Source organism: Streptosporangium sp. NPDC048047, assembly GCF_040653115.1.
Lineage (GTDB): Bacteria > Actinomycetota > Actinomycetes > Streptosporangiales > Streptosporangiaceae > Streptosporangium.
Window position 1 is genome coordinate 1 of sequence record NZ_JBEZNH010000085.1, and the last position, 25,601, is coordinate 25,601.

Genomic DNA, 25,601 nt, shown 5'->3' on the forward strand with positions numbered 1-25,601 from the left:
CGGGGCTTCGCCGTACCGGGCGGCGGCCCTGGCCGCCGTGATGTGGGCCCTCGGGGTGGCCGGCGGCAGCACGACGAGCGGCCGGTTCCGCGTGCCGGCCGTGAGCTGCGCGGCGGCGGCGCTGTCCCTCGGAGCGACCTGTGCCGCGCTGGCCGGGTCACCGGTCGCCGACGGCCGGGCGGCGGGAGTGGGGGCGCTCGTCGAGAGCGGGGCCCTCCTCGTCCTGATCGGCGTCGTCGTCCGGTGGGCGCCGGCTCGGCCGGCCGCGGTCTCCGCCCTCCTCGCGGGTCTGGCCGTGGCGGTGTGGCTGTTCCGCTTCCTGGTCCCGTCGTCGCCGCTGGAGGTGGTGGGCGTCATGGGATTCTGGTCCGCCTGCTCGGCCGCCGCCGCCGGCGTCGGGCTCTACCTGCGCTCGATGGACCGGCGGCGGGTCCGCGCGATCCACCGGGCCCGCCGTGCTCAGCGGCTCGGGCTCGCCCGCGACCTGCACGACTTCGTCGCCCACGACATCAGCGAGATGATCGCTCAGGCGCAGGCGGGTCAGGTGGTCGGCCCGGCCGATCCCGGCCGGGCGCTGACCGCGCTCAGAGACATCGAACGGGCCGGTCTGCGGGCGATGGAGGCGATGGACCGGACCGTGCACATGCTCCGCGAGGACGAAACCGAGAACGAGCACGAAAGCGGGGACGGAAGCGGAGGCGGGAACGAGGGGGGAGGCGGAGACGGAGGACGGGCGGGGCGCGGAGGAGACGACGGCCGCGACCGGGGGACGGCCCCCGTCCCCACCCTGGCGGACCTGCCCGATCTCGTCACCCGGTTCTCCGCCCCCGGTCCTCCCGTGGCGCACCTGGACGTGCGTGGCCTGGACCTGCGGCGCGACGGCGACGGACCGGGCGCGCGGCCGTCGCGCGAGATCGGCGCCACCGCCTACCGGGTCGTGGTGGAGGCGCTGACCAACGTGCGCCGGCACGCTCCCGCGGCCACCCGCGTGGAGGTCGCCGTCGCCCTGGAGGCCGGGATCCTGACGGTCCGGGTGCGGGACGACGGCGCGGCGGGACGCGGACGCCCGGCTCCCGCCGGCGCGGACGCCCCCGGCCGGCCCGGCCCCGGACCCCGTGACGGCGGGCTTCGTGGTGAGGGCGGGTCTCGTGACGACGGGTCTCGTGGTCACGGTGGGTCTCGTGGTCACGGTGGGTTCCGCCACGGCGGACCGGAGGGCCTGCGGCCGGGAGGCGGTCGCCGCGGCGGGTTCGGCCTGCCCGGTCTGGCGGGGCTCGTCGAGGCACTGGGCGGTACGCTTCGGGCGGGCGCCGTACCGGGCGGCTGGAGCCTGACGGCGGTGCTCCCCGGAGAGCGCGGAGCCCCACGGGTGCGGGCGGCTCCTGACGGGACGCCCGGAGCGGGGAGGGGATGACGGCGTGGCCGGTGGGCGGATCCGCGTTCTCGTCGCCGACGACCAGGAAGGCATCCGCGGCGCCTTCCGGCTGATCCTCGACGCGCAGCCGGACATGACCGTGGTCGCCGAGGCGGCCGACGGGGCCACCGCCATCGCCACCGCCCGCCATCTGCGTCCCGACGTCGTGCTCGCCGACATCCGCATGCCCGTCGCCGACGGCCTGGAGGTCACCCGGGCGCTCGCGGGTCCCGGCGTCGCCGACCCGATCCGCGTCGTGGTCGTCACCACCTTCGACCTCGACGAGTACGTCCACACCGCCCTGCGCGCCGGCGCCTGCGGCTTCCTGCTCAAACGGTCCGGGCCCGCCCTGCTGGTGGAGGCGGTGCGCGCGGCCGTGGCGGGCGACACCCTGATCAGCCCGCAGCTCACCGTGCGGCTCCTGGGCCACCTGGCGACCCCGGCGACCGGATCCGCCGGGCCCGCCGAACCGCTGACCGGGCGCGAACTCGACGTGGTCCGGCTGGTCGCCGACGGCAGGAGCAACGGCGAGATCGCCGCGGAGCTCCTCATCTCTCCGGGGACGGTCAAGAACCACGTCGCGGCCGTGCACCGCAAGCTCGGCACGCGCAACCGGGTCGGCATCGCCGCCTGGGCCTTCCGCACCGGCCACCACAGCCCGTAGACCGGTGCCCCGAGCCGGGGCGGTGTCCTGAGCCGGGGCGGTGTCCTGAGCCGGGCCGGTGCCCCGAGCCGGGGCGGTGTCCTGAGCCGGGCCGGTGTCCTGAGCCGGGCCGTCGCCGCCTGCAGACCGGTGCTCGACGCCCGGAGCCGGGCCGGCGAGGACCGTCAGGCGAGGACGCGGCCGACCATCCGGGCGTACATCCGGCCCGGGCTGGGCACCGACGCCTCGTGGAGGAAGCCCGGGAGCATCGGCAGGTCAACGGCGAAGGGCTGCAGGCGCTCGTACAGGGCCTCGGCGCAGGCGGGACGCCGCTCGGGATCCTTGGCCAGCAGCTCGGCGAGCAGGCCGTTCAACGCGTCCGGCGCGTCCGGCACGTCCGGCGGCAGCTCGTTGACCTGGCGCTCGAACACGGCGTACTCGGTGACGCCGGTGAACAGCTGCCGGCCGGTCAGCATCTCGTGGATCACGCAGCCCAGCGCGTACAGGTCGCTGCGCGGCCCGGACAGGCCGCGCTGGATCTGCTCGGGGGCCATGTAGGCCGGGGTGCCGAGGATCTGGCCGATCCGGGTGAACTGCGACGAGCCCGACTCGCGGACCATGGCGAGGCCGAAGTCGAGGACCTTGGCGCTGCCGTCCGGGCAGAGCATCAGGTTGGTGGGCTTCAGGTCGCGGTGGTAGATCGACAGGGCGTGGGCGGCGGCCAGCACCGCGCAGGCCTGGGCGGCGATCGCGGCGGCCCACGGCACCGGGAGCGGGCCGTGCTCGCTGACCAGGTCGGCGACGGTCACCCCCTCGATGAACTGCATCACCTGGAACAGCCGCTGGTCGAAGGTGCCGAAGTCGTACAGGATCGGGGCGCCGGGGTGCTCCAGCTTCGCCAGGATGCGCGCCTCGCGCAGGAAACGCCCGGTCAGCTCCTCATCCGGGCCGGTGAGGAAGCGCAGTATCTTGACGGCGACCCGGCGGTCGAGGTGCGTGTCGTGACCGCCGTAGACGGCGCCCATGCCGCCCTGCCCCAGGGGAAGGTCGTCGAGTACGTACCGGTCACCGATGACCATCCGACCCTCCCGAGGACTCCCAGGGACATCACACCCCTTGGTCGCACGGCCGGAGATGACCGTCAACCAGTCCGTCAAAGCCTAGCCGGATCAGCGTTTCCCCCAGCGCGGTCGTCTCACGCACCCTGTCCTCCAGCGCGAACAGCTCCCGGAAGGCCGCGCCGTAGCGCCGCTGGTCGGCGAGGGGGAGAACCGGCACCCGGGCCCGCCGCACGTCCAGCCGGCTGAAGCCGGGATGTGACCTGTTCGTGTCGGCCGAGCGGATGAAACCCGCCACGAAGTCGGGGTCGAGCCGCTCGGGGTCCACCCGGTAGAGCGTGAGCTGAGGCCCCAGTGCCGCGCCGCCCCGCGTCATCACCCGGACGGCGCCGAGGACGCTCGTCACGATGTCCCCGGGCCTGATCATGACCAGGGCCGGGTCGAGGGTGGTCCCGCCCGTGGGGGCGGAGCCCACGGCCGTGTCACCGGCCGTCAGGACCGGCAGGGGACCCTCCTCGGCCGGCATCCTGGCCGGGGCCTGCAGGATCGTGACCAGCCCCGCCCTGGCGAGCTCCCCGACCGTGGTGGCCGGAAGGTCCTGCCGCTCGGCGAGCACCTCCAGCGCCGGGGGCGCGTCCGGCAGGGTGGCCGACGCGCCGCGGAAGCGGTCCAGCGCGTCGGTGAAGTCCCGCAGGAAGTCGGGCCCGCCCTGCTGCGGGCGACGCCGGGCCGGGCTGACGTCCACCTCCTCGTCGAGCAGGTCGATGATCCGCACGCTGCTGCCGTCGCCCGGCGGCTCCGCCTCCGGGTCCCGCAGGTGGGCCCGCCAGGCGGGCTCCACCGCCGACAGGTCCTCGGAGGCGTCCAGGAGCAGGAGCCTCGACGGGGGCCGCCCGCCGTCCGGGCGGCGCAGCAGCCACAGGTCCGGCCCGGCCGCGCCCAGCGTCACCACGGCCCGCAGCGCGCCGGTGCGCAGCAGGTTGGCCCGGATCCGCCGGCCGGGGCGGCGGGACGCCGCGGCCGGAGGCATCAGGATCGCCACCGGGCCGCCCGGCTTCACGCGGGCCAGGCAGTGCTGCACCCAGGCGAGCTCACCCTCCCCGCGGGGCGGCAGGCCGTACTCCCAGCGGGGGTCGCCGGTCAGCTCGCCGTACCCCCAGGCGCGTTCGTTGAACGGGGGGTCGCAGACCACCGCGTCGGCCTGCCTGCCGGCCAGGCCGTCCTCCCGCAGGGAGTCGCCGGCCACGATCCGGGCGTCGGCGCCGCGCAGCAGCAGCCGGACGGCGGTGATCAGGGCGTTCGTGGCGTCGGCCTCCTGGCCGAGGGCGGAGCCGGCGTGCAGCAGGAGGGTCCCGACGCCGCAGGCCGGGTCGAGGACCGTGCCCCGCTCCCGGGCCGTCAGCCGCCACATCAGGTCGGCCACGTCCTCCCGGGTGACCGCGAGCCGGCGGGAGTGGGCCTCGGTGTAGCGCTCGCACAGGAACTCGAACGTGGCGAGCGGCCCGCGCTCGGCGGCCAGCTCGGCCACCAGCCCGAGGAGGCCGTGGTCGCCGGGGGGAGCCACGGGTGCGCCGGGGAGGTCGGCCGTGGCGGCGGCCATGGCGTCCGCCGTCCGCGTGCCGCGCCCCGGCCAGGCGCCCGGCTCGCGCCGCAGGAACAGGAGGAAGGCGCCGACCCGGCCGACCAGCTCGCCCAGGCGCAGATCGTCGGCCGACGTCCGCAGCCGCTGCCACACCAGGTCGCCGAGGGAGACCTCGAACGGCTTGCCGTTGCGGCGCAGCCAGGCGGCGACCTCCGGCAACGAGAAAAGTGGGCTGGAGGTGGTTCCGGCGACCGGATCGGGGAAGTCGTCGTGTCGGCGGCGCCAGTTGCTGACCGCGGCACGGCCGACGGAGGCGAGCCGGGCGATGTCGCCCGCGTTCACCGTGATGTCCTGGCTCTCCTCCATGCCGAACAACAGTAGTTCACGTCGCTGAAGCGGTCTACAACATGTTTGCTTGTGAAGTGCTTCAACCAATGCTTTACTGCCTTCATGGCACTCAACCAAGCGTTGGCGCTGCGCTACGCCGCTCGATCCGATGTCGGCGTCCGCCGCGAGGCGAACGAGGATTCCGGATACGCGAGCGCTCGCCTGCTCGCCATCGCCGACGGCATGGGCGGCCACGCGGGCGGCGAGGTGGCCAGCTCCCTGGCGGTCAGGGCCATGGCGGCGCTGGACGAGAGGCTCCCGGCCGATGGCGTCGATCTCGTGGCGACGCTCAAGGGCACGGCCACCGAGGTCAACCACACGCTGCACGACATGAGCGAGCAGGATCCCACACTGCGCGGGATGGGCACCACCCTCACCGCGATGCTCTGGGACGGCCCGAACTTCGCCCTCGCCCACGTCGGCGACTCCCGCGCCTACATGCTGCGCGACAGCGCCCTCTACCAGATCACCCACGACCACACCCTGGTCCAGTCGCTGGTGGACGAGGGCCGCATCACCGAGGAGCAGGCCGCCGAGCACCCGCGCCGGTCCATGGTGCTGCGGGTCCTGGAGGGCACCGGTGACGGCGAGCTGGACCTGTCGCTGCGCGAGGCCAAACCCGGCGACCGCTACCTGCTGTGCTCCGACGGCCTGACCGGGGTGGTCGGCCCCGAGACCCTGTTCAACACGCTGACCGAGATCGACGACCCGGCCGAGGCGGTCCGGTGGCTCATCGACCTGGCCAACCGGGGCGGCGGCCCCGACAACATCACCTGCATCGTGGCCGACTACGGCCCGCACCCGGCGTCGGCGGACCGGTTCGTGGTGGGCGCCGCCGCCGAGGGACGACTCACCCACTGACCTCCACGGGCCCCCCACAGGCCCCACGGACCCAGCGGTCCCCGCCGCACCGGCGGGGACCGCGCCCCGGTCAGGCCCCGGGCACGCCCGTCGCGCCTGTCATGCCCATCACCAGGTCTCGCCGGTGATGCGCTCGTACGCCTCGACGTAGCGGGCCCGGGTGGCCTCGACGACCTCGGCGGGCACCTCGGGGGCCGGTTCCCTCTTGTCCCAGCCGGTGCCGGTCGCCCAGTCGCGGACGTACTGCTTGTCGAAGGAGGGCTGCGACCCGCCCGGCTCCCACCGTTCGGCGGGCCAGAAACGCGAGGAGTCCGGCGTCAGCAGCTCGTCGCCCAGGGTGAGCGTGCCGTCGGCCGCCCGGCCCAGCTCGATCTTGGTGTCGGCGATGACGACGCCCCGCCCGGCGGCCAGCTCGGCCCCCCGGCGGTAGATCTCCAGCGTGATCCGCCGGAGCTCCCCGGCGGTCTCCGCTCCCACCCGCTCGACCACGCCCTCGAAGGGGATCGGCTCGTCGTGCTGCCCGAGCGGCGCCTTGGTGCTCGGGGTGAAGATCGGCTCGGGCAGCCTGGAGCCGTCCACCAGGCCCGGCGGCAGCGGCACGCCGGAGACCGAACCCCGCTCGCGGTACTCCGCCAGCCCGCCGCCGGTGAGGTAGCCCCGGGCGACGCACTCGACCGGCAGCATGTCCAGCCTCCGGCACCGGATGGCCCGGCCGGCGAACTCGGCGGGGACGTCGGAGGCGGAGACGACGTGGTTCGGCACGACGTCGGCGAGCTGCTCGAACCACCACAGCGAGAGCCGCGTGAGGATCTTCCCCTTGTCGGGGATGGGCGTCGGGAGGATCACGTCGTAGACCGAAACCCGGTCCGACGCCACGAGGATGATGTCCCCGCGGTCCTCGTAGACGTCCCGGACCTTCCCTGAGTGGAGAAGCTTCACCGTTTTCCCTGCTCTCGCGCGCTATCGTCCTGCTCCGCCGGTACACCGGGCGGGAACAGATTAGTCGGCGCCGCCCGCCCGGCCGGAACACGGGGCCGATGATCCCACAGGGGCGGGGGACAGGCGGGCCGCGGCCGCCTCGATGGCCGCCCGCACCCCGCCCACCCGGTCGGCCAGCAGACCGACCGCGCCGACCGTCCTGGCAACCGGGTCGTCCCCGGCGCCGCCCAGCGCCTTCTCGCTCAGGTAGGCCGCCTTCACCTCGGCCCAGCGGGCGGCCTGCCCGGCCGTCAGGACGCCCCGCAGCTCGGCCAGCTTGAGCAGGTTCGCCTCGGCGCCGGAGGCGAGGGTCCTGGCCTCACCGAGATAGTGATCGTCGATCACCGCGTCCACCTCGGCCTCGTTCATCACCGGGACGATCCGGGCGGCGAGCCTGTTCATGTCCCGGTAGGACCCCTGGAGCCGGAACGGCGGCTCGGTCCTGGACGCGTCGGACCGGGCGGCCGAGTCGATGTAGGCCCGGTTGCAGGCCAGCACCACCCGCCGGACGCGGAGCAGGTGACGCAGGACCGGCAGCACCTCGTCGAGCTCGGCGGCGGAGTACGGGTGGGAGAGCCGGTCGGCCCGCGCGGCGGGGTCGCCCTCCGCCAGCCGTACCAGGAGGCGGACGTCGCCGCGGTCCCGTGCGGACAGCGGGGCGAGGAACGGGTTGGAGGTGAGCGCGTTGTCGATGTAGCTCAGCGCGAACAGCTCCTCCCGGCCCGACAGCACCTCGCCGAGGTTCCACACGTCGGCGCGGTTGGCGAGCATGTCGGGGACGCGGAACCGCGCGCCCGACTCGGTGTACGGGTTGCCCGCCATGCAGACGCGAAGCGCTTGCCCCGCAGGTCGTAGGTTCGTGACTCCCCGTCCCACACGCCCTCCATCCGCCGCTGGCCGTCGCACAGTGAGACGAACCGCTGCAGCAGCTCGGGTGAGGTGTGCTGGATGTCGTCGAGGTGGAGCAGCACGTCGGTGCCCAGCTCCAGGGCGAAGGAGATCTTCTCCACCTCACGGCGGGCCGCCGCGTCGGGCGCCCGCGCCGGGTCGAGCGAGGTGGTCAGGTGCCCCAGCGCCGGGCCGCTGACCTTCACGAACATCAGGCCGAGCCGGTCGGCGACGTACTCCATCAGGGTGGTCTTGCCGTAGCCGGGCGGGGAGACGAGCAGCAGCAGGCCCGACCGGTCGGCCCGGTCGGCGTCACCGGCGGTGCCGAGCTGCCGGGCCAGGCTGTCGCCGACGAGCGGCAGATAGACCTCGTCGAGGAGCTCGTTGCGGACGAAGGCGCTCATCACCTTCGGCCGGTACTCCTCCAGGCGCAGCCGCGCGCGCTCGGCGGCGACCAGCTCGTCACGCCGCCGCCGGTAGGCGCGGTAGGCGGGGACGCGCCGCTCCCGGAAGCGCCGGGTCCGGCCGAGGAACTCGTCCAGGCGCAGCTCCAGCGCGCCCCCGGTGATCCGCGGATGGGCGCCGAGCAGCCCGTCGACCCTGACGGTCAGGGCGGCGGGGGAGTCGTACCGGGCCGTGTCGCACAGCAGCACGGCCACCGCCTCCGGCAGGTCGGCCGACGGCTCGAAGGCCTCCAGCCACGCCCGGACCAGCCGGTGGCGGGCGGCGAGGTCGTCCCCGAGCGCGAGCAGGTCGTCGTCGAACCTCCGGCGCTCCGCCCCCAGCGCCCGGTCGAACCGCGTCAGCAGCGACCGCGCCGGCGCGCCCGTCACGAACCCCGGCGGCTCGCAGGCCAGCTCCTCGAAGAGGTACTCCCCGGCGAGCGCGCAGACGTCCGCGTCGTACGGTCCCTCCGCGTCGTACGGTCCCTCCGCGCCGTACGGTCCCTCCGCGCCGTGCGGCCTCTCCGCGCCGTCGCCGTCGGGCGGCCCGCCGGTCCCGCCGAGGTCCGCGGTGAAGGCCGCGACGGCCGCGCCGAGCGCGCGGCACGTCTCCGCCACCGCGTCGACCCGGCCGAACAGGGCGCGGGCGCGGGCCAGCGAGGCCACCCGGGTGCTCCACCTCTCACGTGCGGGTTCGTCCACCCCGAAGGTCCAGAAGAGCTGCGCGGCGGCCCGCGCCGCGGGGGGATGGCGCAGCAGGCCGGCGTCCGCGCGCAGCCGCAGCAGCGCCGCGAGGATCGCGGCCGCGTCGTGGTCGTGCACGCCGCGCTCGTAGCCCTCGTCGTAGCGGTCCCGTGCCGCCGCGCGGACGATCTCCAGCAGGCCGCCTCCCTCCGCCGCCGCGCGCAGCGCGTCGAACGTGACGGCGGACCCGCCCGCGTCCGGCGCTCCGGTCTCGGCGGCGGCCAGTACGGCGGCGGCCAGGTGCTCGGCCCGGTAGACCTCGGCGTTCTCGGAGACCAGCGGCTGGTCCCAGAACGGCAGGGTGGCGGCGAACGACGCGTCGCGCACCGGCGCGCGGTAGCCGGTCCCGGTCACCGTGAACACCGGCCGGCCCTCGTGCGGCACGAGCGTCAGCTCGGCGTCCCGGGTGGCGACGGCGAACCGGTGCCGCCCCAGGCGGATCGCCGTTCCGCCGTCGGTGTACAGGTCGAGCCGGTCGCGCAGCGCACGGCCCGCCTCCTGGCGGGCGGACGCGATCCGCCCCTCCAGCTCCTCGGCCCGGGTCGTCTCGCCCAGCGCCCGGAGCTCCCCGGTCACCCCCCGCAGCCTGGAGACCATGGGGTCGGAGCCGAAGTAGGTGTTGACCTCGTCGGGCGACCCGAGCCCGGCCGCCCGGCGGCGTATGCCGTCCAGGATCCGGCCGGCGGACACGGCCAGCCGGTCGGCCCGGCGGGCCCGCTCGTCCAGCAGCGCCTGCCGCCGCGCGGAGAACGCCTCATGGACGTTCTCCCGCTCGGCGGCCAGCCGGGTCAGGAAGTCGTCGAACTCGGCGAACCGCGCCTCCAGGCCCTCCAGGTGGAGCGTCAGCCGGCCGAGCTGCTCGTCGCACCGCTCGGGGGTGTCGGCCAGCGCCAGCGCCCCGGTGACCGACTGACCCAGCAGCGCGAACTCGGCCGCGAACGCCGCCCCGCCCTCACGCGACAGCAGCTCCCCGCGGCGGGCGTCCAGCGCGGCGCGGGCCCGGTTGACGCCGCCGAGGACCTCGCCGACCCGTTCCAGGATGGCGGTCCGCACGGTCGCGTCGGCGACGTCGAGCGTGCCGACCGCCTCGGCCACGATCTCCAGCCCCCGCGTCTGAGTGGCCAGCCGCTCGCCGACCGGCCCGGCCTCGGCCGTGGTCGCGATGTCCCCGGCCTCCTCGACCAGCCGCTCGACCTCCGCGTGGTAGTCGGCGAAGGCGTCCTCACCGTTCAGGAACTCCGCCGCGCGCCGCGTGGCGGCGTCGAGCCCGGTGCCGAGGCCGGCGTCCAGCGCGTCGATCCGGCCGGTGTCCACGTGGCGCAGCCCACGCAGGGTCACCAGGCGTCCCCGGGCCCGGCGCAGCTCGGACAGGTGGGTGATCCACTCCCGCGCGGAACGCGGTTCAGGGGAGTGCGCCCGCCGTACCAGGGAGGCGATCTCCTCGGCGGCGCTCTCCAGCGCGGCCGCGGCCTCCCCGGTGAGCGCCCGTACCTTCTCGAACTCCTCCAGCACCTGCCCGGCGCAGGACCGCACGTCGGCGAGCGGCCCGTGCAGCCCGTGCTCGTCCAGCCAGTGGTGGCGGTCGAAGACCCGGGCGCAGGCCGCGACCAGCGCCTCGAAGACCGGGGCCGACGGCGCCGTGTCCTCGACCATCCGGGCGACCGAGACGCAGTCGGAGATCCCGCGGACCAGTTCCGCGTTGCCGATCCGCTCCAGCGGGCCGGTGCCGGCCGGCTGGGCGGCGGCGTGCAGGTCCGACACGTACGGCGTCCGCCAGACCTGCACCGGGTGGATCCGGGTGGGTTCGTCCGAGGCCGCCCGGAACAGGAGCAGCGTCCCGTCGTCGAGCAGCGTGTGGCCGTGGCAGGGCAGGGGGGTGGAGACCTCCTTGCGGATCACGTTGTACGGCAGCAGCAGGGACCGGCCTTCGGCGGGCGCGTGGAAGACGTAGAGCACGTCCTCGCCGTCGGGCGAGCGGATGGCCCGCTCGAACTCCAGGCCGGAGACGTCGGTGTCGAAGGTCCTGCCCGTCCCGGTCGACAGGAGGTAACCACCCGGGAAGACGATCCCCTGATCCTCCGGGAGCCGGCGGCAGGCCCGGCCGATGCCGTCGAGGCGGACCACCTCCCCGGTCCGGGTGTTGAAGACCAGGTGCCGCCACTCGGTCTCGTTGTAGGGGCGGATGCGCAGCAGGATCAGCGGGCCGACCTCGGCGTGGTGGACGTCGGCGTCGGCGAGGCTCTGCAGCGGCTCGGCGACCGGCTCGCGGTAGGTCCTCTCGCCGGTCCCGGCGTCGTTCTCGGCCTTGACGGTGAGGCCGCCGGCGGTGTCGACGTGCACCCGGCCCCGGATCGAGATGTACGGGCGGCGGCCGGGCACGTGGTCGTCGCGGGTGGCCGGAACCCACTCGAAGTCGTACGGGGGCGGCGGGACGTGGTCACGCTCGCCCCGGTCGTCGAGATAGGCGAGCGCGCCGTCCGCACCGACCTGCCAGCGCAGCACGCGGACGTCCTGCGGCCCCGCCCGGAAGACGGCCAGCAGCTTCTCCCCGGTCCGGTGGAGCCGCAGCAGCCGCGTCCCCCGGTAGTAGCGGTGGAGTTCGGCGAAGTCGTGCTCGAACCGCGGGTCGCGGAACAGCGGCACGGGGTCGAGCCGGAAGTCCTCACCGCCCGCGTCCCCGCCCCCCGTGTTCCCGTCGGCCGTGCCGTCACCGGTCGCCTCCCGCACGAAGGAGTGCAGGGAGAAGACGTCCCCGACGGTGGTCTCCGGCTTCGGCCCGGAGGGGGCGTTGTGGCCGAACAGGATGAGCCCCCGCCGGACCTCCCGCCCGCCTCCGGGCCCGCCGCCCCACCCGTCCCGCCCGCCCCCCGTGCTCCCGCCGTCCGCGCCCGGCGGGCCGGCCGCCTCGCCGAGCGCGACGATGTCGCGGGGGAGGCAGGCGTGCCCGGTGCGGATCCGTACGGTGCCGGCCAGGCGGAGCTCGGTCCCGCCGAAGACCGCGCGGCGCCGGGCGTCGAGCGCCTCGGCCCGCCGGGCCAGCTCGGCCGCCCGCTCGGCGAGCCGGACGCGGAGCACCTCGTAGGTGCCCGCGTCCGGCCCGGCCTCGCCGCCCGGCCCCTCGGTGACGGCCTCGGTCATGAACGCCGTCACCGCTCACCCGCGTCGAGGACGGTGACCTGCGCCTCGGCGGTCTCCGCGGCGGCCACGAGCGGCGCCTCGGCGACGCCGCCGGTTCCGATGCGGCCGTTCGCCGGGACGGCCGCCCCGGCCAGGTCACGCAACCGGTCGGCGTCGGGCCCGCCCGCGGCCAGCTTCATCAGCAGCGCCGACAGGGACAGGTTCCGCACGTCCCCGCTGTCCAGCGAGCCGAGAACCCCGGCCAGGTCGGCGGGCAGGCTCCGTGAGCCGTCGAGGTACGGCCCGGCGAGCGTCCGGGTGATCTCGGAGTGCCGGACGAAACCGTCGACGCTCTTGCCCGCGCTGATCGAGTTCGTCAGCCGGTCGAAGAACGCGCCGTCACCGCCGACGATGTCGATGTTGGCGTTCTCCAGGCCGGCGGCCATCACCATGGCCTGTGCCTCGGCGACCTTCGTCTGCGCCTCCACCCCGGCGAGGCGGATCTCCTTGTCCGCCTCCAGCCGCAGCCGGTACTCCTCGTGGCCGCGGGACGCGTCGTTCAGCGCGGCCATCGCCGCCGCCTTCTCGGCCAGGCCCTCGGCCTCCGCCTTGAGCTTCTCGCCGACCGCCGCCGCGGCGGCCAGCGCCTTGGCCTGCTCACCCTCGGCCTCGGCCTTCAGCTTCTCGCGCACCGCGGTGGCCACCGCGTGTGCCCGGGCCTGCTCACCCTCGGCGGCCGCGAGGGCCTTCTCCCGTTCGACCGCCGCCTCGGCGCGGCCGATCTTCTCGATCGCCGCGGCGTCCCGCTCCCGCACCTGCACCTGGGCCAGACCGGCCGCCGCCGCCTCCGCCTGGACGCCCTCGGCCAGGCGGACCTTGGCGCGCGCGTCGAGTTCGGCGGCCTGCTGCCGCGACTCGGCCAGCACCAGCGCCTCGCGTGCCCGGTGCCGGGACGCCGCCTCGGCCGCCTCGGCGGCCTTGATGTCCTTGACGAGGTTCTCCTGCGCCTCCGCCTCGGCCTGGATGACCACGGCCTGACGCGTCCGCTCGGCCTCCTCGACCACCCGCAGGCGCTTGATGCTCTCCTCCTGCTCGGCGACCGTCTTCTCCACCGCGATCCGCTCGCGGACCACCTCGGCCACGGAACGCCTCTCGCCCTCGACCTCACGGTCCTTGGAGATGCGCGACAGCTCGGTCTCCCGCTCGCGGGTGATGACCTCCAGCATCCGGTCCTTCTCGATCCGCTCGGACTCGATCGCGATGACCCGCTCGCGGTTCTTGGCGGCCACCGCGATCTCGCGGGCCTGGTTCTCCCGCTGGATGCCGAGCTGCTCCTCGGTGCGCAGGTCGGCGGCCTGCGCCTTGAGCCGCTCCGCGGCCTGGACCGTGAAGATCTCCGCCTCCTCGCGGGCGCGCAGGGTCTCGACCTCGCGCCGCTGCCTGATCTCCGCGTCGGCCTGGCGGCGCTCCAGCTCCAGGATGGCCTCCCGCGCGTCCACGTTCTGGCGGGTGATCTCCTTCTCCTCCTGCCGCTGGAACTCGTTGGTCCGCATGTGCTCGATGGCGGTCAGCTCGGTGATCTTCCGGATGCCCTGGGCGTCGAGGATGTTGCCCTTGTCCAGGGAGAGCAGCGACGTCTGCTCCAGGTAGTCGATGGCGGCGTCCTCCAGGCTGTAGCCGTTCAGGTCGGTGCCGATCACCTGGATGATCTGGTCGCGGAAGGCGTCGCGCTGGGTGTAGAGGTCGACGAAGTCGAGCTGCTTGCCGACGGTCTTCAGCGCCTCGGAGAACTTGGCGTTGAACAGCTCCTGCAGCGTCTCCTGGTGGCTGGCCCGGGTCGTGCCGATGGCCTGGGCGACCTTCACCACGTCCTCGACGGTCTTGTTGACCCGGACGAAGAAGGTGATCCGGATGTCGGCCCGGATGTTGTCGCGGCAGATCAGCCCCTCACGGCCGGTCCGGGCGATCTCGATGGTCTTCACCGAGATGTCCATGACCTCCGCCCGGTGGAACACGGGCAGCACGATCGCCCCGGTGAACGTGACGTCCACCTTGTTGACCTTGGAGATGATCAGGGCCTTGCCCTGTTCCACCTTGCGGAACAGACGGCTGACCACGACGGCCAGGCTTATGACGATGAGAAAGACGACGGCGATGAGAATTCCCAGGCCGGTGGAGATGACGTCCATGCGGTTCCTCGGCTAAAGGGGACGATGGGGGTCGAGTTCCGCGTCGTACGGCATCACCCAGAAGAATTCCCCCACCGCGTCGTAGGCGAATATCAGGGCGATGCTGCCGGCGCCGAAAACGTCGTCACCGGTCTGGCGGACCTGTACGAGAGCGGAGGAACCGTCGGCGGCGGTTACCTCGGCCTGACCGAAGCTCCCGCTCACCCGCCCGGTGCGGATGACGCAGGTGCGCCCCACGAAGTCGGCGCGGGAGGGGACGGGCCGGAGGCGGGTGGCGCGGCGCAGCGGCACCACCACCAGGCGCGTGCCCGCCCAGGCGCAGACGAGTGCCGCCGCCAGGACGCCCGGTGGCCCGAGGACGTCGGCGAACAGCACGCCGCCCGCCAGGCAGGCGAACCACGCGATGGCGACCAGCAGCGACACGACCACGGCGACCGGCGCCCCGCCGAGCCCGATGCGGCCCAGCGCCCCGGAGAGGCCCACGGCATCGGCCCCGCCGTCCGCTTCACCGTCGAAACCGAAACCGCTCAGCAGGACGAACAGCCAGTAACCGGCGACCACGGCGAGGGCGAACGTGAAAAGAACCGCCGGAAAGGCCAGTGCGGCGTCGACGAAACGACTCATGAGCGCGAAGAATCCCCCCGCCGGTGTCTCCCGGTGGCGCTCCTCGAAGCGCCCGTGCCCTGCACCCGTATAAAGAACGAGTAAAGAGAATGGTTCCCGGAGGGCGGGATGTTCTCCTCGGATGCCTCAGAGGGCCCGGACGTCCCAGAGGTCCGGGAGGCATGGAGGTCCCGGAGGCGTCAGGTGCCCCGACGGGGTGGAGGTCCCTGAGGCGTCAAAGGACCCGGAGGCGTCGGAGGCCGACGGAGTCAGAGGCCCCGGCGGCGTCAGAGGCCCCGGAGGAGCCGGGGAGCGGCCGGTGGGCCCCGGCTCCGCGGCGGGAGCGCCCCCCCTGCTCCTCGCGGGAGACGGGGCGCGGTCGAGAGGGTCAGGCGGGGCGCGTGATCATGTAGGCAAGGCCGACCAGGATCACGACGGGGATCAGCCAGACGATGGCCTCGATGGCGAATTCCTTGTACACGGGCGCGCGTCCTTCCGGGGGTGGCGAGCGACGAGAAGCACGGGAGACCGACGATAGCGTCTGCGCCGCGCGACGGCCAGGACGCGCGGGCCCGCCGTACGGCGCGTCATCCTCCTCGGAGGCGGGGCCGCACCGGGCGCACGGGACCGTACGGCGGGCTCCCGCCGAAGAGGTGGTTCTCGCGGGAGAAGGGCCGGGACGGCGCCCGGGTCAGGAGGGGACGACCGCGCCGACCGTCACGGGCGTGCCGGAGCCGGGTCCCTCGACCACGTCGGCGACCACGCAGGTGATGTTGTCCGGCCCCCCGGCCTCGCAGGCCAGCTCGATCAGCCGGCGGGTCACCTCGTCCAGGTCGTCGACCTCGGCGAGCACCTGACGCAGCCGCTCGGCCTCCACCACCCCGGAGAGGCCGTCGGAGCACAGCAGGTAGCGGTCGCCGACCTCGGCGTCGCGCAGGGACAGGTCGGGGTCGGGGTTGTCGCCGCCGTCGAGGACCTGCAGCAGGATCGACCGGTGCGGGTGCCTGGCGGCCTCCTCCGCGGTGATCCGGCCGTCGTCCATCAGCGTCTGCACCAGGGTGTGGTCGTAGGTGATCTGGTACAGGTCGCAGTCACGGAGCAGATAGGCGCGGGAGTCGCCGATGTGGGCGAGCGCCACCCGCGGGCCGTCCCAGAGCATCAGCGTCAGCGTGGTGCCCATGCCGGTGAGGCTCGGGTCCTCCTCCACCAGCTCCCGCAGCCGCTGGTTCGCCTGCTGGACCCCGGCCTCGGCCGCGGCCACGAGGTCGTCCGGCTGCTCCTGGTCGAGAGCCGCGACCGCGGTGATGGCCGCCGCGCTGGCGACCTCCCCGCCCACGTGGCCGCCCATTCCGTCGGCGACGGCGAGCAGCCGGGCGCCGGCGTACGCCGCATCCTCGTTACCCTGGCGGACCCGGCCGACGTCGGAGCCCGCCGCATAGCGAAGCGTGATCATCTGCACATCACTGAAAGATCGAGTTGCACGAGCGGGTCGCTTTCCGGGCAGTCGGGATGGGCATGGGGCGAACCATGGTGTTCCACAATCCACCGAACACCATGGTGACGCAAGCGGCCGGAGGAAGTGTTGCCACATCTGTTGACGGCCGCACTGCACGTAAGCTGTCCCAGTGCCCTTCCGAAGCGTTTCCGAACGGGACGGCCCCCATCTCACCCCCGGCACGGCGAGGAGAACAGCAATTGACCGCGATCATTGAGGAGGCGGCGCGGCGTCGCACGTTCGCGGTGATCAGCCATCCCGACGCCGGAAAGTCCACCATGACCGAGGCATTGGCGCTGCACGCGTCGGCGATCACCGAGGCCGGCGCGGTGCACGGCAAGGCCGGCCGCCGCGGCGTCACCTCCGACTGGATGGACATGGAGAAGGCCCGGGGCATCTCCATCACCTCGGCCGCCCTCCGGTTCGAGTACCGGGGCCACATGTTCAACCTCGTGGACACCCCCGGCCACGCCGACTTCTCCGAGGACACCTACCGGGTGCTGGCCGCCGTCGACTGCGCGGTCATGCTGCTCGACGCCGCCAAGGGCATGGAGCCGCAGACGCTGAAGCTGTTCGAGGTCTGCCGCCACCGCCGCATCCCGGTCATCACGTTCGTCAACAAGTGGGACCGCCCCGGCCGCGAGGCGCTGGAGCTGCTGGACGAGATCGAGGAGAGGACCGGCCTGCGGCCCACCCCGATCACCTGGCCGATCGGCACCGGCGGGTTCTTCCACGGGGTGATCGACCGCGTCACCGACCGGGCGGTCCGCTACACCCGCACCCCCGGCGGCGCCACCAAGGCCATCGAGACCGACCTGCTCCCCGAGCAGGCCGAGACCGAGCTGGGCGAGGACTGGATCCGGGCCAGGGACGAGGCCGAGCTGCTGGGCGCGATCGGCGCCGACCACGACCAGAAGGCGTTCGAGGGGCACGAGTCCACCCCGGTGCTGTTCGGCGCCGCCCTGAACAACTTCGGCGTCGGCCGCCTGCTCGATGCGATGGTGGACATCGCCCCCGCCCCGGCGCCGCGCCCCGACGTCAAGGACGTCCCGCGTCCGCTGGAGGAGCCGTTCTCCGGGCTGGTCTTCAAGGTGCAGGCCAACATGGACCCCTCGCACCGCGACCGGATCGCATTCGTCCGCGTCTGCTCGGGCCGTTTCGAGCGCGGCATGGTGCTGACCCACGCCGCGACCGGACGGCCGTTCGCCACCAAGTACGCGCACGCGGTCTTCGGTCAGGAACGCGCGACCATCGACGAGGCGTATCCCGGCGACGTCGTCGGCCTGGTGAACGCCACCGCCCTCCGTCCCGGCGACACCCTCTACGACGGCCCGTCGGTCGAGTTCCCGAAGATCCCGAGCTTCGCGCCCGAGCACTTCTGGACCGCCCGCTGCCGTGACGCGGGCCGGGCCAAGCAGTTCCGCAAGGGCATCGAGCAGATGGAGGCCGAGGGCGTCGTCCAGGTGCTGCGCTCCGAGATCCGCGGCGACCAGTCACCGGTGCTGGCGGCGGTCGGCCCGATGCAGTTCGACGTGGTGAAGCACCGGCTGGCCGGGGAGTTCAACACCGAGATCGCCCTGGACCGGCTCGACTTCAGCCTCGCCCGGATCACCGACGCCGAGTCGGCGCCGATCCTCGCCCGGCAGCGGGGCGTGGAGGTCTTCACGCGCTCCATCGACGGGGAGCTGCTGGCACTGTTCACCGACGAGTGGCGGATGCGCGGCGTGCTGCGCGACCACCCGGGCCTGGCGCTCAGGGCACTGCTCGCCGACACCCGGGGCTGAGTTTTCGCGGCGGGCCCGCCGTACGGGGGAGTCCTCTCCGTACGGCGGGCTTTTCCGTGCGCGTGTCCCTGTGTTCCGTACGGCGTGTCCTTGCGTACGGCGTGTCCTCGTGTGGGAACGGGTTTTCCCATGGGACGGGTCGTCTCGTACGGTGGGCGGGGCGTGGTGCGGAGTGTCCGTACATGGTGGGATATGTCCCCATGAGCACCGTCAGATGGGGCATCCTCGCGACCGGCGGGATCGCGGCCACGTTCACCGAAGACCTGAAGCTGCTGCCGGACGCCGAGGTGGCGGCGGTCGGATCGCGGACCGTGGAGTCCGCCCGCGCGTTCGCCGACCGGCACGGCATCCCCCGTGCCCACGGAAGCTGGGCCGAACTCGCCGCCGACCCCGACGTGGACATCGTCTACGTCGCCAACACCCAGAACGCCCACTACGACGCCGTGCTGACCTGCCTGAACGCGGGCAAGGCCGTCCTGTGCGAGAAGGCGTTCACGCTCAACCGCGCCCAGGCCGCCAAGCTGGTGGACCTCGCCCGCGAACGCGGGCTGTTCCTCATGGAGGCCATGTGGACGCGCTGCATCCCGGGCGTCCGGAAGATCATGGAACTGGTCGGGGGCGGTGCGATCGGCCCGGTCTCCTCCGTTCACGCCGACTTCGGGATCTTCGCGCCCGTCGGCCCCGAGCACCGGCTCCGTGACCCGGCGCAGGGCGGGGGAGCCCTCCTCGACCTCGGCGTCTACCCGATCTCCTTCGCCCACCTCCTGCTCGGCGACCCCGCCGAGGTGCGGGCCTGGGCCCGGCTGACCCCCGAGGGCGTGGACGAGAACACCGGCATGATCCTCGGCTACGACGGCGGCGCGGTGGCGGTGCTCTCCTGCGGCCTCACCGCCAACACCCCGGTCACCGCGACGATCTCCGGCCCGCTCGGCCGGATCGAGGTGCCCGGACCGTTCTTCCGGCCCGCCACCTTCGTCCTGCACCGCTCGGAAGCCGAGCCGGAGACCTTCCACGTCCCCTACGAGGGGTCGGGCATGCTGCACGAGGCCGCCGAGGCCATGCGCTGCCTGCGCGAGGGACTGCTGGAGAGCCCGCTGGTGCCCTGGCAGACGACGCTGGACGTGATGGGCGTCATGGACGAGGTCCGTTCCCAGGTGGGGGTGCGCTTCCCGGGCGAATGACCGGCTTATGCCGTTCGCGTTCCTTGGGTTTGGGCGGATTCCGTCACATCGGGGTGGGGCTTCTCCCGTTGCGGGTGTTCCCTGGGGTCAGGCGGGACGATGGCTGCCGGGCCGGTCGGGTGCGCGGGCTCCAGGGGGTGTTCCGGTTCCCATCCGGGCTGGTCGGGTGGGCGTGTTCCGGTGGGTGTTCCGGTCCCTTCTCGGGCTGGTCGGATGGGCGTGTTCCGGTCCCTTTTCGGGCTGGACGACGGTGCGCGCTGCGGTGGGTGGGTGTTCCGGCCGGCGCTGTGGCCGGGCTCTGGTGTTTCCCGGCCTCCGGCCTGGTCTCGGGCGCGATGGTTGCGGGCGTTTTGAAGCCGGCCGGAACACCCACCCACCTCCGCGCCAAGACCACCCCGGCCGTACGGATGACCCGCCGTAGCGTCTTCCTTTCCGGCGGCCCACGGTCCCCGCCGATGCTGAAGCGATCTGGTACTCCCGGCTCAGGGCGGGTCGCCGTAGCCTTGCGGCCACACTGGCGGGGGAGAGCGCAGGGCCGGGCGCCGTAGTTCCTCTCTGACGGACCGCCCACAGTCCCCGCCGTCCCCGCCCCCTCGGGTCGTTCATGGGGTCCGCCGTGACGGGTCATCTTTCGGGACGCTCACAGTGTCGCCGTGAAGTGCGAAGCGGATGGCGCGGTTCCCCCAGAAGGGCACAGACAAAGGGGAAAGAGGGAGCGGGGATCGGGTTCAGAGCGTCTTGCGCATGACCGTGCAGGGGCGGCCGTGCTGGAGGTCCGGACGGTGGTCGAGGACCTCGTACCCCAGGGCGCTCCAGAAGGCGAGGCCCTTGGCGTTGGCGTCGAGTACGGCGAGGCGGACCGCCGTCCGGCCCGCCGCCCGGAACCGTTCCTCCACGGCGCCCGCCAGCGCCCGGCCGTACCCGGATCGGTGCATCCGGCCGTCGATCAGCAGCAGGCCGATCCACGGGTCCGGGTCGGCCGGGTTCGGGTGGTGCGCCAGGGTGATCGCGACGCCCGCGAGCGGCCCTCCGGCCTCCGTACGGCAGAGCAGCACCTCGGTGTCCGGGTTCGCCAGCTCCCCGGAGAGCGAGGCCGAGATCTGCTCCGGCCGGATGTCGTCCGGGTCGGGGAAGTCGCCGCTGACGGCGAAGAACTTCCGGTTGGCGGTGTGGAGGGCGGTCAGCTCGGCGAGCAGCGGCTCCGGAAGCACACCGTCCCGGGGGACGGCGAGCGGATCGATGATCATGAGCGGGAAGCCTAGCCTCCTTCGAGGGCGGAACCGAGGCCCGGACGGCCGGAACCGGGCGGCGGTGCTCGTCGGGAGCCGCGTCACTCCTCATCGGTCACATCATGACGTTTCCTCCCGCCCGCTGCCGGTCCGGTCATGGATGAAGGGCAGATAGGCCCCCAGGAACGCCCCGTCCTTCAGCGGTCCTCCAAGGAGCCCCGGCTCGGGCTCCACCGGAACGAGCGGAACCTCGCATTCCGGCGCACGAGGACCGACGAGCACCAGAATCCTGTCGCGGACGCCCGTTGCCGACAGTGCCTCGCTCCACGCCACGGGGATATCGAGCGCTCCCAGGAAGAGATGGCCGGGCGGTTCGTCCTCCGCGGACGGTTCTGCGACCCGTACGGCCACCCAGTTCGGAACGAGACCGTTCAGGTCCCCCTGCACGAGCCGCACCGACCAGCCGGGCCTCACGGCCGCCTCGGTGAAGTGTTCACCGAATCCGGCCGGGAGCCAGAGACTCCGCTCCAGTTTCGACAGCCACGTCGTCGCGCCACGACCGTGGTCATCGGTCACCTCGACGGTGATCATCAGTGCCGGTTCGGGGGCGCTCCGCGGATCGAGGACACCGGGCGGCACCATGACCGGCCGGGGAGTGATGGCGAACCTGCCCTCCACTCCGGATTCGTCGCCCAGACACATGGTCGTGTGAGCGGGCGCGTGCGAGACGTCTCTTCGGTTCACCCGTATCAGCGCGGACGGCGCGCAGCGGGCGTGGTTGTAGCGGAGCTCAAGCAGTTCGGTCGCCGGGCTGAGGTCGGGATCGTAGCGGGTGACGACGAGTTGGATGGTGATGTCCTCGGTTCGGGCGTCGCCGGAGTCTCCACATGTGTGGCACGCGTATACCGTCCGGTCGCGGATGCCGGCGAGCACGAGCTCCTTGTCCACGACCTCGTCATGCGAGACGCCCCGGCGCCCCTCCCCGGCGAGGAACCGCTCCACGTCATCGGCGAAGATGAAGCGGCGGCCGTCACGGATGACGGCGAGGGCCTCCTGATACCTCTCACCCGTCCGCTTGATGCGGTCGCGGACCTGGCGGCCGAGGTCGCGGTTGTGGTGTGGCATGTCTCGTCCCGGTCCGGCAGTCGGCCATCCACGCCTGGCCCCGCCTGGTCGAGATCCGCAGACGCGCGTCGGCGTCGGGCCCATGGAACGGGGATGGTCGCTCGTCGTCATCGCCACTACCCCGGGATGGTGTGCCGTCCCCGCGTGGTGGGACGACCCGGGATCCCCGCGCACGGGGGCTGGAGCGCCAGCATTTGCAACCTACACCAGCGGCGAGCACTCATGCGTGCGGAAAGAAACGGGGGACACCGATCGATGAGCACCCCGCCACCGCCTGCACCTGACACATGTACACAGGCTCTGGGTTCCACGGCATCAAGATCATCAATTGTGCGGCGCCTCCGTGACATCGCCCTTCGAGCTGCTGACGGCGTGACCGCCGGGACGGTGTGCTCTCTGTCAACGGCGGTGCCTTTCGCCGCCCGAGGACCTGTCGCCGGCGAGGTCTTCGCCGAGCAGCAGCGCGGCGACCGCCTCCGGGGCCTCACGCATCGCGTTGTGGGCGGTCGGGAGGTCGTGGACCCGCCACCCGGGATCGGCCTGGAGCCGGGTGCGGAGTCCGGCGAACGGCGTCCGGTCCTCCCAGCCCGAGCAGTAGACGAACTCCCGGCGGGGGACCTGGGCGAACGCGCCGGTGAGCCGGATCGTCTGCAGGAGCGAGGCGAGGGGGTGGGGACGGCGGCGGGGATCACCGCCGTCCGGCGGCCGGACGGCGTAACCGTCGGCCGCGGCTCCGGTGACGAACGCCTGCCGGTATGCCTCACTCGTCGACGACCAGCACGACTCGCCGTCACGTGGCACGTAGGCGTCGAGATGCACCAGTCGTGAGATCCGGCCGCCGGCGCGGTCGGCGGCGGCGGCGATCACCATCCCACCGTAGCTGTGGCCGACCAGCGTCGCGCCGGTGATGTGGGCGCGATCGAGGAGCCGCAACACGTCCCCGGCGTGCGTGTCGAGGTTGGCGGCCGCGACCGCCGCCTCGTCGTCGTCCGGCCGCAGACCGGTCAGGGTCAGGGCGTGGACGACATGACCGGCACGCTCCAGCGGCGGGACCACCGCCTCGAACGCCCAGGAGCCGTGCCAGGCGCCGGGCACGAGAATGAACGTCGCCATGTGTTTTCTCCTCCCAAGCCGCGGCATCGAGGCACGCCGCCCCGATGCCGTGTGGTCCGGCCGGGTGCTTCACGTCACCGGACCACTTCGCATGGAGAAAGTGTCATCGGATCAGGCTGTGGCCGCCCACCGATAGGATGCCAACCGATGCCTGTTCGCCGCCAACCTCGCCCCGGCGCCGAGGTGACATCACACGTGTGGCCGTCCGGCGGGCGCCACCTCTGGCCGTCCGGCGGGACGAGTGCGGTGCAGACGCACACGCGGGGACACCTGGTGTACGCGGCCGGCGGCGTCCTGGCGGTTCACACCGAGCACGGCACGTCGATCGTTCCCGCCGACAGGGTCTCCTGGACCCCCGCCGGGTTCACGCACCACCACCGCGCCCACGGCGACACCGACATGCGGATCGTCTTCCTCCCGCCGTCCCTCGCCCGGCTCATGCCGGACCGTCCCGCCGTGTTCCTGGCCTCCGGCCTCGCCCGCGAGGTGTTGCTCGCCCTGACCGGCCCCCGCGACCACGACGACGCCGCGCCCGGCCACAGCCGCTCCGCGCGCTCCCGCCTCCTTCGCGTCCTCGTCGACGAGCTGCACGAAGCGCACGAACAGCCACTGCACCTGCCGGAGCCGCAGGACGACCGGCTGCGGGGGATCGCCCGGCTGCTGTACGAGAACCCGGGGGACAACTCCTCGCTGGCCGAACTCGGGAAGACGGTCGGAGCCGGCACCCGCACCCTCAGCCGGCTGTTCCGCGACGAACTCGGCATGACCTTCTACGAATGGCGCACGCAGCTGCGCGTCTACCACGCGCTCGTGCTGCTCGCCGAGGGACACGACACCACCCGGACCGCCTACGCCTGCGGATGGGCCAATCCCAGCGGCTTCATCGCGGCGTTCACCGGCATCATCGGAACGACCCCGGGCCGCTACCGGAACGGCCGCCGGACCGCCCCCCGCGCATCCCGGCCCCCGGCGGCGGCCAAGCCGCAGGGGTGATCCGTACCCGGGACCACCGGGGGCGCCCGGCCCGGAGCTCAGGGGGCGGTGAGGATCAGGGAGGCGTTGTGGCCGCCGAAGCCGAAGGCGTTGGCCAGCGCCGCCGACACCCGGCCCCGGCGGGGACCGCCCGTGACCACGTCGAGTTTGACCTCGGGGTCGATGGTGTCCAGGTTCCGGACGGCCGGGACGACCCCGTCGCGGATGGAGAGGATCGCGGAGATCGCCCCCATCGCCCCGGCGGCCCCGCACATGTGACCGGTCATCGACTTGGTCGCGGTGACCGCCGCGTGCGTCCCGATCGCCTCGGCGACGGAGCGGGCCTCGGTCACGTCTCCGGGCGGGGTGGAGGTGGCGTGGGCGTGCACGTGGTCGATGTCGAGCGGGCTCAGACCGGCGGACGACAGGGCCGCCCGGATGGCGCGCATCTGCCCCTCCGGGTCACCGGCGGTGATGTGGAAGGCGTCGGACGTGACCCCCGCGCCGGCCAGCGCCGCGTACGCGCGGGCCCCGCGGGCGGCGGCGGACTCGGCGCGCTCCAGCACCACGAGAGCGGCCCCCTCGCCGAGGACGAAGCCGTCCCGCGACGCGTCGAAGGGGCGCGACGCCTCCTCGGGAGCGTCGTTGCGGGTGGAGAGCGCCTTCGCCTGGGCGAAGCCGGCGATGGTGAGCGGGTGGACGCACGCCTCGGCGCCGCCCGCGATGACGACGTCGGCGCGGCCCAGCCGGATGAGGTCCAGGCCCATCGCGATCGCCTCGGCCCCCGAGGCGCAGGCGCTCACCGGGGTGTGGGCGCCCGCCCGGGCGCCGAACTCCATGCTGACCACCGCGGCGGGCCCGTTGGGCATCAGCATCGGGACGGTGTACGGCGAGACCCGCCGCGCCCCCGTGGTCCTGCGGACCTCGTCCTGGGTGAGGGTGCTCAGCACCCCGCCGACCCCGGTGCCCACGACCACGGCCAGGTGCTCGGGGTCCGTCTCCGGGGCTCCCGCGTCGGCCCACGCCTCGCGTGCGGCGACCAGGGCGATCTGCTGGCAGCGGTCCAGCCGCCTGGCCTGGACCCGGTCCAGCACCTCCGCGGGCTCCACCCGCAGCCGTCCGGCGATCCGCACCGGCAGGCCGTCCGCCCACTCCTCCTCGATGAGCCCGATGCCCGACCGCCCCGCCAGCAGGGCGGACCAGGTGGAGGTCACGTCACCCCCCACCGGCGTCGTCGCGCCCAGCCCCGTGACCACCACGTCGACCCTGCCGTCCGCCATCAACGCCCCCTTCACCGTGGAGACGCGGAGACACCCCTCGGGGCCGCGCGTCCCGAACCGGATTCCACGCTGCCAGAAGGACGACCCGACGGTCGGGTGGGAGGACCTACGAAGATGACGGACCGAATTTTGTCGGAAACGTTCATGATCGCCCCCAGGCCCCACCCCACCTCTTCGACCCCGCTCCGTGACTCCCGAGATTCTTCCCCCGCTCCTTCTCCCCGGCGGACGGTTCCAGCGGACCTGCGGACGACGGCCGGGGAACGGGTACGGCGGGGACGGTGGGCGGTCCGAAAGGAAGCGGCTACGGCGCCCGGCCCTGCGCTCTCCCCTGTCAGTGTGGCCGCCAGGCTACGGCGGTCCGCTCCGAGCGGGGAGCAACGGATCGCTTCAGCATCGGCGGGGACCGTGGGCCTGCGGAGAGGGAGAGGCTACGGCGAGCCGGCCGTACGACCGAAGCGGTCTTGGCGCGGAGGTGGGTGGGTGTTCCGGCCGGCTTCAAAACGCCCGCAACC

General features: G+C 73.3%; 16 protein-coding genes and 1 pseudogene. 6 read left to right on the plus strand and 11 right to left on the minus strand.

Annotation, left to right across the window (positions count from 1 at the left end; genetic code table 11):
* Positions 1–1,414: histidine kinase (locus AB0D67_RS37005; protein WP_362946462.1), on the plus strand; the 1,414-nt coding region annotated here is incomplete at its 5' end.
* A 4-nt stretch (positions 1,415–1,418) separates the two neighbouring features.
* The gene (locus tag AB0D67_RS37010; protein WP_362946464.1) at positions 1,419–2,078 is read left to right on the plus strand and encodes a response regulator transcription factor; all 660 of its coding nucleotides are present in this window, start codon (positions 1,419–1,421) and stop codon (positions 2,076–2,078) included.
* 164 nt (positions 2,079–2,242) lie between these two features.
* On the opposite strand, the gene AB0D67_RS37015 is transcribed toward AB0D67_RS37010, so the two are convergent.
* Positions 2,243–3,136, minus strand: coding sequence for a serine/threonine-protein kinase (locus tag AB0D67_RS37015; RefSeq protein WP_362946466.1), 894 nt, complete (start codon positions 3,134–3,136; stop codon positions 2,243–2,245).
* Positions 3,137–3,164: 28 nt separating this feature from the next.
* Positions 3,165–5,063 (minus strand): N-6 DNA methylase, encoded by a 1,899-nt coding sequence (locus AB0D67_RS37020; RefSeq protein WP_362946469.1) that lies wholly within the window; start codon positions 5,061–5,063, stop codon positions 3,165–3,167.
* Positions 5,064–5,147: 84 nt separating this feature from the next.
* On the opposite strand from AB0D67_RS37020, the gene AB0D67_RS37025 reads away from it, so the two are divergent.
* Positions 5,148–5,945, plus strand: a complete 798-nt coding sequence (locus AB0D67_RS37025) for a PP2C family serine/threonine-protein phosphatase (RefSeq protein ID WP_362946472.1) — start codon at positions 5,148–5,150, stop codon at positions 5,943–5,945.
* Positions 5,946–6,053: 108 nt separating this feature from the next.
* Here AB0D67_RS37025 and AB0D67_RS37030 read toward each other — a convergent pair whose 3' ends face one another.
* The 5 genes and pseudogenes from AB0D67_RS37030 to AB0D67_RS37050 form a co-directional block, all read right to left on the minus strand.
* A complete protein-coding gene (locus AB0D67_RS37030) occupies positions 6,054–6,884 on the minus strand; it encodes a phosphoribosylaminoimidazolesuccinocarboxamide synthase (protein ID WP_362946475.1) in 831 nt (276 codons plus the stop codon).
* Positions 6,885–6,944: 60 nt separating this feature from the next.
* A pseudogene (locus AB0D67_RS37035) lies at positions 6,945–12,136 on the minus strand (DNA repair ATPase).
* An 8-nt stretch (positions 12,137–12,144) separates the two neighbouring features.
* Positions 12,145–14,304 carry a flotillin family protein gene (locus AB0D67_RS37040; protein WP_362946477.1) on the minus strand — a complete coding sequence of 720 codons (2,160 nt, stop codon included), beginning with the start codon at positions 14,302–14,304 and terminating at the stop codon, positions 12,145–12,147.
* Between the two features lie 12 nt (positions 14,305–14,316).
* Positions 14,317–14,928, minus strand: coding sequence for a hypothetical protein (locus tag AB0D67_RS37045; protein WP_362946480.1), 612 nt, complete (start codon positions 14,926–14,928; stop codon positions 14,317–14,319).
* A 670-nt stretch (positions 14,929–15,598) separates the two neighbouring features.
* Positions 15,599–16,360, minus strand: coding sequence for a protein phosphatase 2C domain-containing protein (locus AB0D67_RS37050; protein WP_362946483.1), 762 nt, complete (start codon positions 16,358–16,360; stop codon positions 15,599–15,601).
* Between the two features lie 242 nt (positions 16,361–16,602).
* On the opposite strand from AB0D67_RS37050, the gene AB0D67_RS37055 reads away from it, so the two are divergent.
* Together AB0D67_RS37055 and AB0D67_RS37060 are read left to right on the plus strand one after the other, a co-directional pair.
* The gene (locus AB0D67_RS37055; RefSeq protein ID WP_362946485.1) at positions 16,603–18,186 is read left to right on the plus strand and encodes a peptide chain release factor 3; all 1,584 of its coding nucleotides are present in this window, start codon (positions 16,603–16,605) and stop codon (positions 18,184–18,186) included.
* Positions 18,187–18,386: 200 nt separating this feature from the next.
* Positions 18,387–19,367 carry a Gfo/Idh/MocA family oxidoreductase gene (locus tag AB0D67_RS37060; RefSeq protein WP_362946488.1) on the plus strand — a complete coding sequence of 327 codons (981 nt, stop codon included), beginning with the start codon at positions 18,387–18,389 and terminating at the stop codon, positions 19,365–19,367.
* A gap of 728 nt (positions 19,368–20,095) precedes the next feature.
* Here the strand turns inward: AB0D67_RS37060 and AB0D67_RS37065 are convergent.
* The 3 genes from AB0D67_RS37065 to AB0D67_RS37075 all read right to left on the minus strand — a co-directional run bounded on the left by AB0D67_RS37065 (position 20,096) and on the right by AB0D67_RS37075 (position 22,834).
* Positions 20,096–20,614: a GNAT family N-acetyltransferase gene (locus tag AB0D67_RS37065; protein ID WP_362946491.1), complete on the minus strand. Its 519-nt coding sequence runs from the start codon at positions 20,612–20,614 to the stop codon at positions 20,096–20,098.
* A gap of 102 nt (positions 20,615–20,716) precedes the next feature.
* Positions 20,717–21,721 carry a hypothetical protein gene (locus AB0D67_RS37070; protein ID WP_362946493.1) on the minus strand — a complete coding sequence of 335 codons (1,005 nt, stop codon included), beginning with the start codon at positions 21,719–21,721 and terminating at the stop codon, positions 20,717–20,719.
* Between the two features lie 399 nt (positions 21,722–22,120).
* On the minus strand, positions 22,121–22,834 hold the full coding sequence (locus AB0D67_RS37075; protein WP_362946495.1) for an alpha/beta fold hydrolase: 714 nt from the start codon (positions 22,832–22,834) through the stop codon (positions 22,121–22,123).
* A 246-nt stretch (positions 22,835–23,080) separates the two neighbouring features.
* Between AB0D67_RS37075 and AB0D67_RS37080 the strand changes: the two genes are divergently transcribed.
* The gene (locus tag AB0D67_RS37080) at positions 23,081–23,827 is read left to right on the plus strand and encodes a helix-turn-helix transcriptional regulator (RefSeq protein ID WP_362946498.1); all 747 of its coding nucleotides are present in this window, start codon (positions 23,081–23,083) and stop codon (positions 23,825–23,827) included.
* 38 nt (positions 23,828–23,865) lie between these two features.
* On the opposite strand, the gene AB0D67_RS37085 is transcribed toward AB0D67_RS37080, so the two are convergent.
* The gene (locus AB0D67_RS37085; RefSeq protein ID WP_362946501.1) at positions 23,866–25,086 is read right to left on the minus strand and encodes a beta-ketoacyl-[acyl-carrier-protein] synthase family protein; all 1,221 of its coding nucleotides are present in this window, start codon (positions 25,084–25,086) and stop codon (positions 23,866–23,868) included.
* Between the last annotated feature and the right edge of the window lie 515 nt (positions 25,087–25,601).

Excerpts from the sequence above, each read along its gene's own strand:
- AB0D67_RS37015 (WP_362946466.1), bottom strand. The coding sequence starts at position 3,136 with ATGGTCATCGGTGACCGGTACGTACTCGACGACCTTCCCCTGGGGCAG.
- AB0D67_RS37020 (WP_362946469.1), bottom strand. The coding sequence starts at position 5,063 with ATGGAGGAGAGCCAGGACATCACGGTGAACGCGGGCGACATCGCCCGG.
- AB0D67_RS37025 (WP_362946472.1), top strand. The coding sequence starts at position 5,148 with ATGGCACTCAACCAAGCGTTGGCGCTGCGCTACGCCGCTCGATCCGAT.
- AB0D67_RS37040 (WP_362946477.1), bottom strand. The coding sequence starts at position 14,304 with ATGGACGTCATCTCCACCGGCCTGGGAATTCTCATCGCCGTCGTCTTT.
- AB0D67_RS37045 (WP_362946480.1), bottom strand. The coding sequence starts at position 14,928 with ATGAGTCGTTTCGTCGACGCCGCACTGGCCTTTCCGGCGGTTCTTTTC.
- AB0D67_RS37050 (WP_362946483.1), bottom strand. The coding sequence starts at position 16,360 with ATGATCACGCTTCGCTATGCGGCGGGCTCCGACGTCGGCCGGGTCCGC.
- AB0D67_RS37060 (WP_362946488.1), top strand. The coding sequence starts at position 18,387 with ATGAGCACCGTCAGATGGGGCATCCTCGCGACCGGCGGGATCGCGGCC.
- AB0D67_RS37065 (WP_362946491.1), bottom strand. The coding sequence starts at position 20,614 with ATGATCATCGATCCGCTCGCCGTCCCCCGGGACGGTGTGCTTCCGGAG.
- AB0D67_RS37070 (WP_362946493.1), bottom strand. The coding sequence starts at position 21,721 with ATGCCACACCACAACCGCGACCTCGGCCGCCAGGTCCGCGACCGCATC.
- AB0D67_RS37075 (WP_362946495.1), bottom strand. The coding sequence starts at position 22,834 with ATGGCGACGTTCATTCTCGTGCCCGGCGCCTGGCACGGCTCCTGGGCG.
- AB0D67_RS37085 (WP_362946501.1), bottom strand. The coding sequence starts at position 25,086 with ATGGCGGACGGCAGGGTCGACGTGGTGGTCACGGGGCTGGGCGCGACG.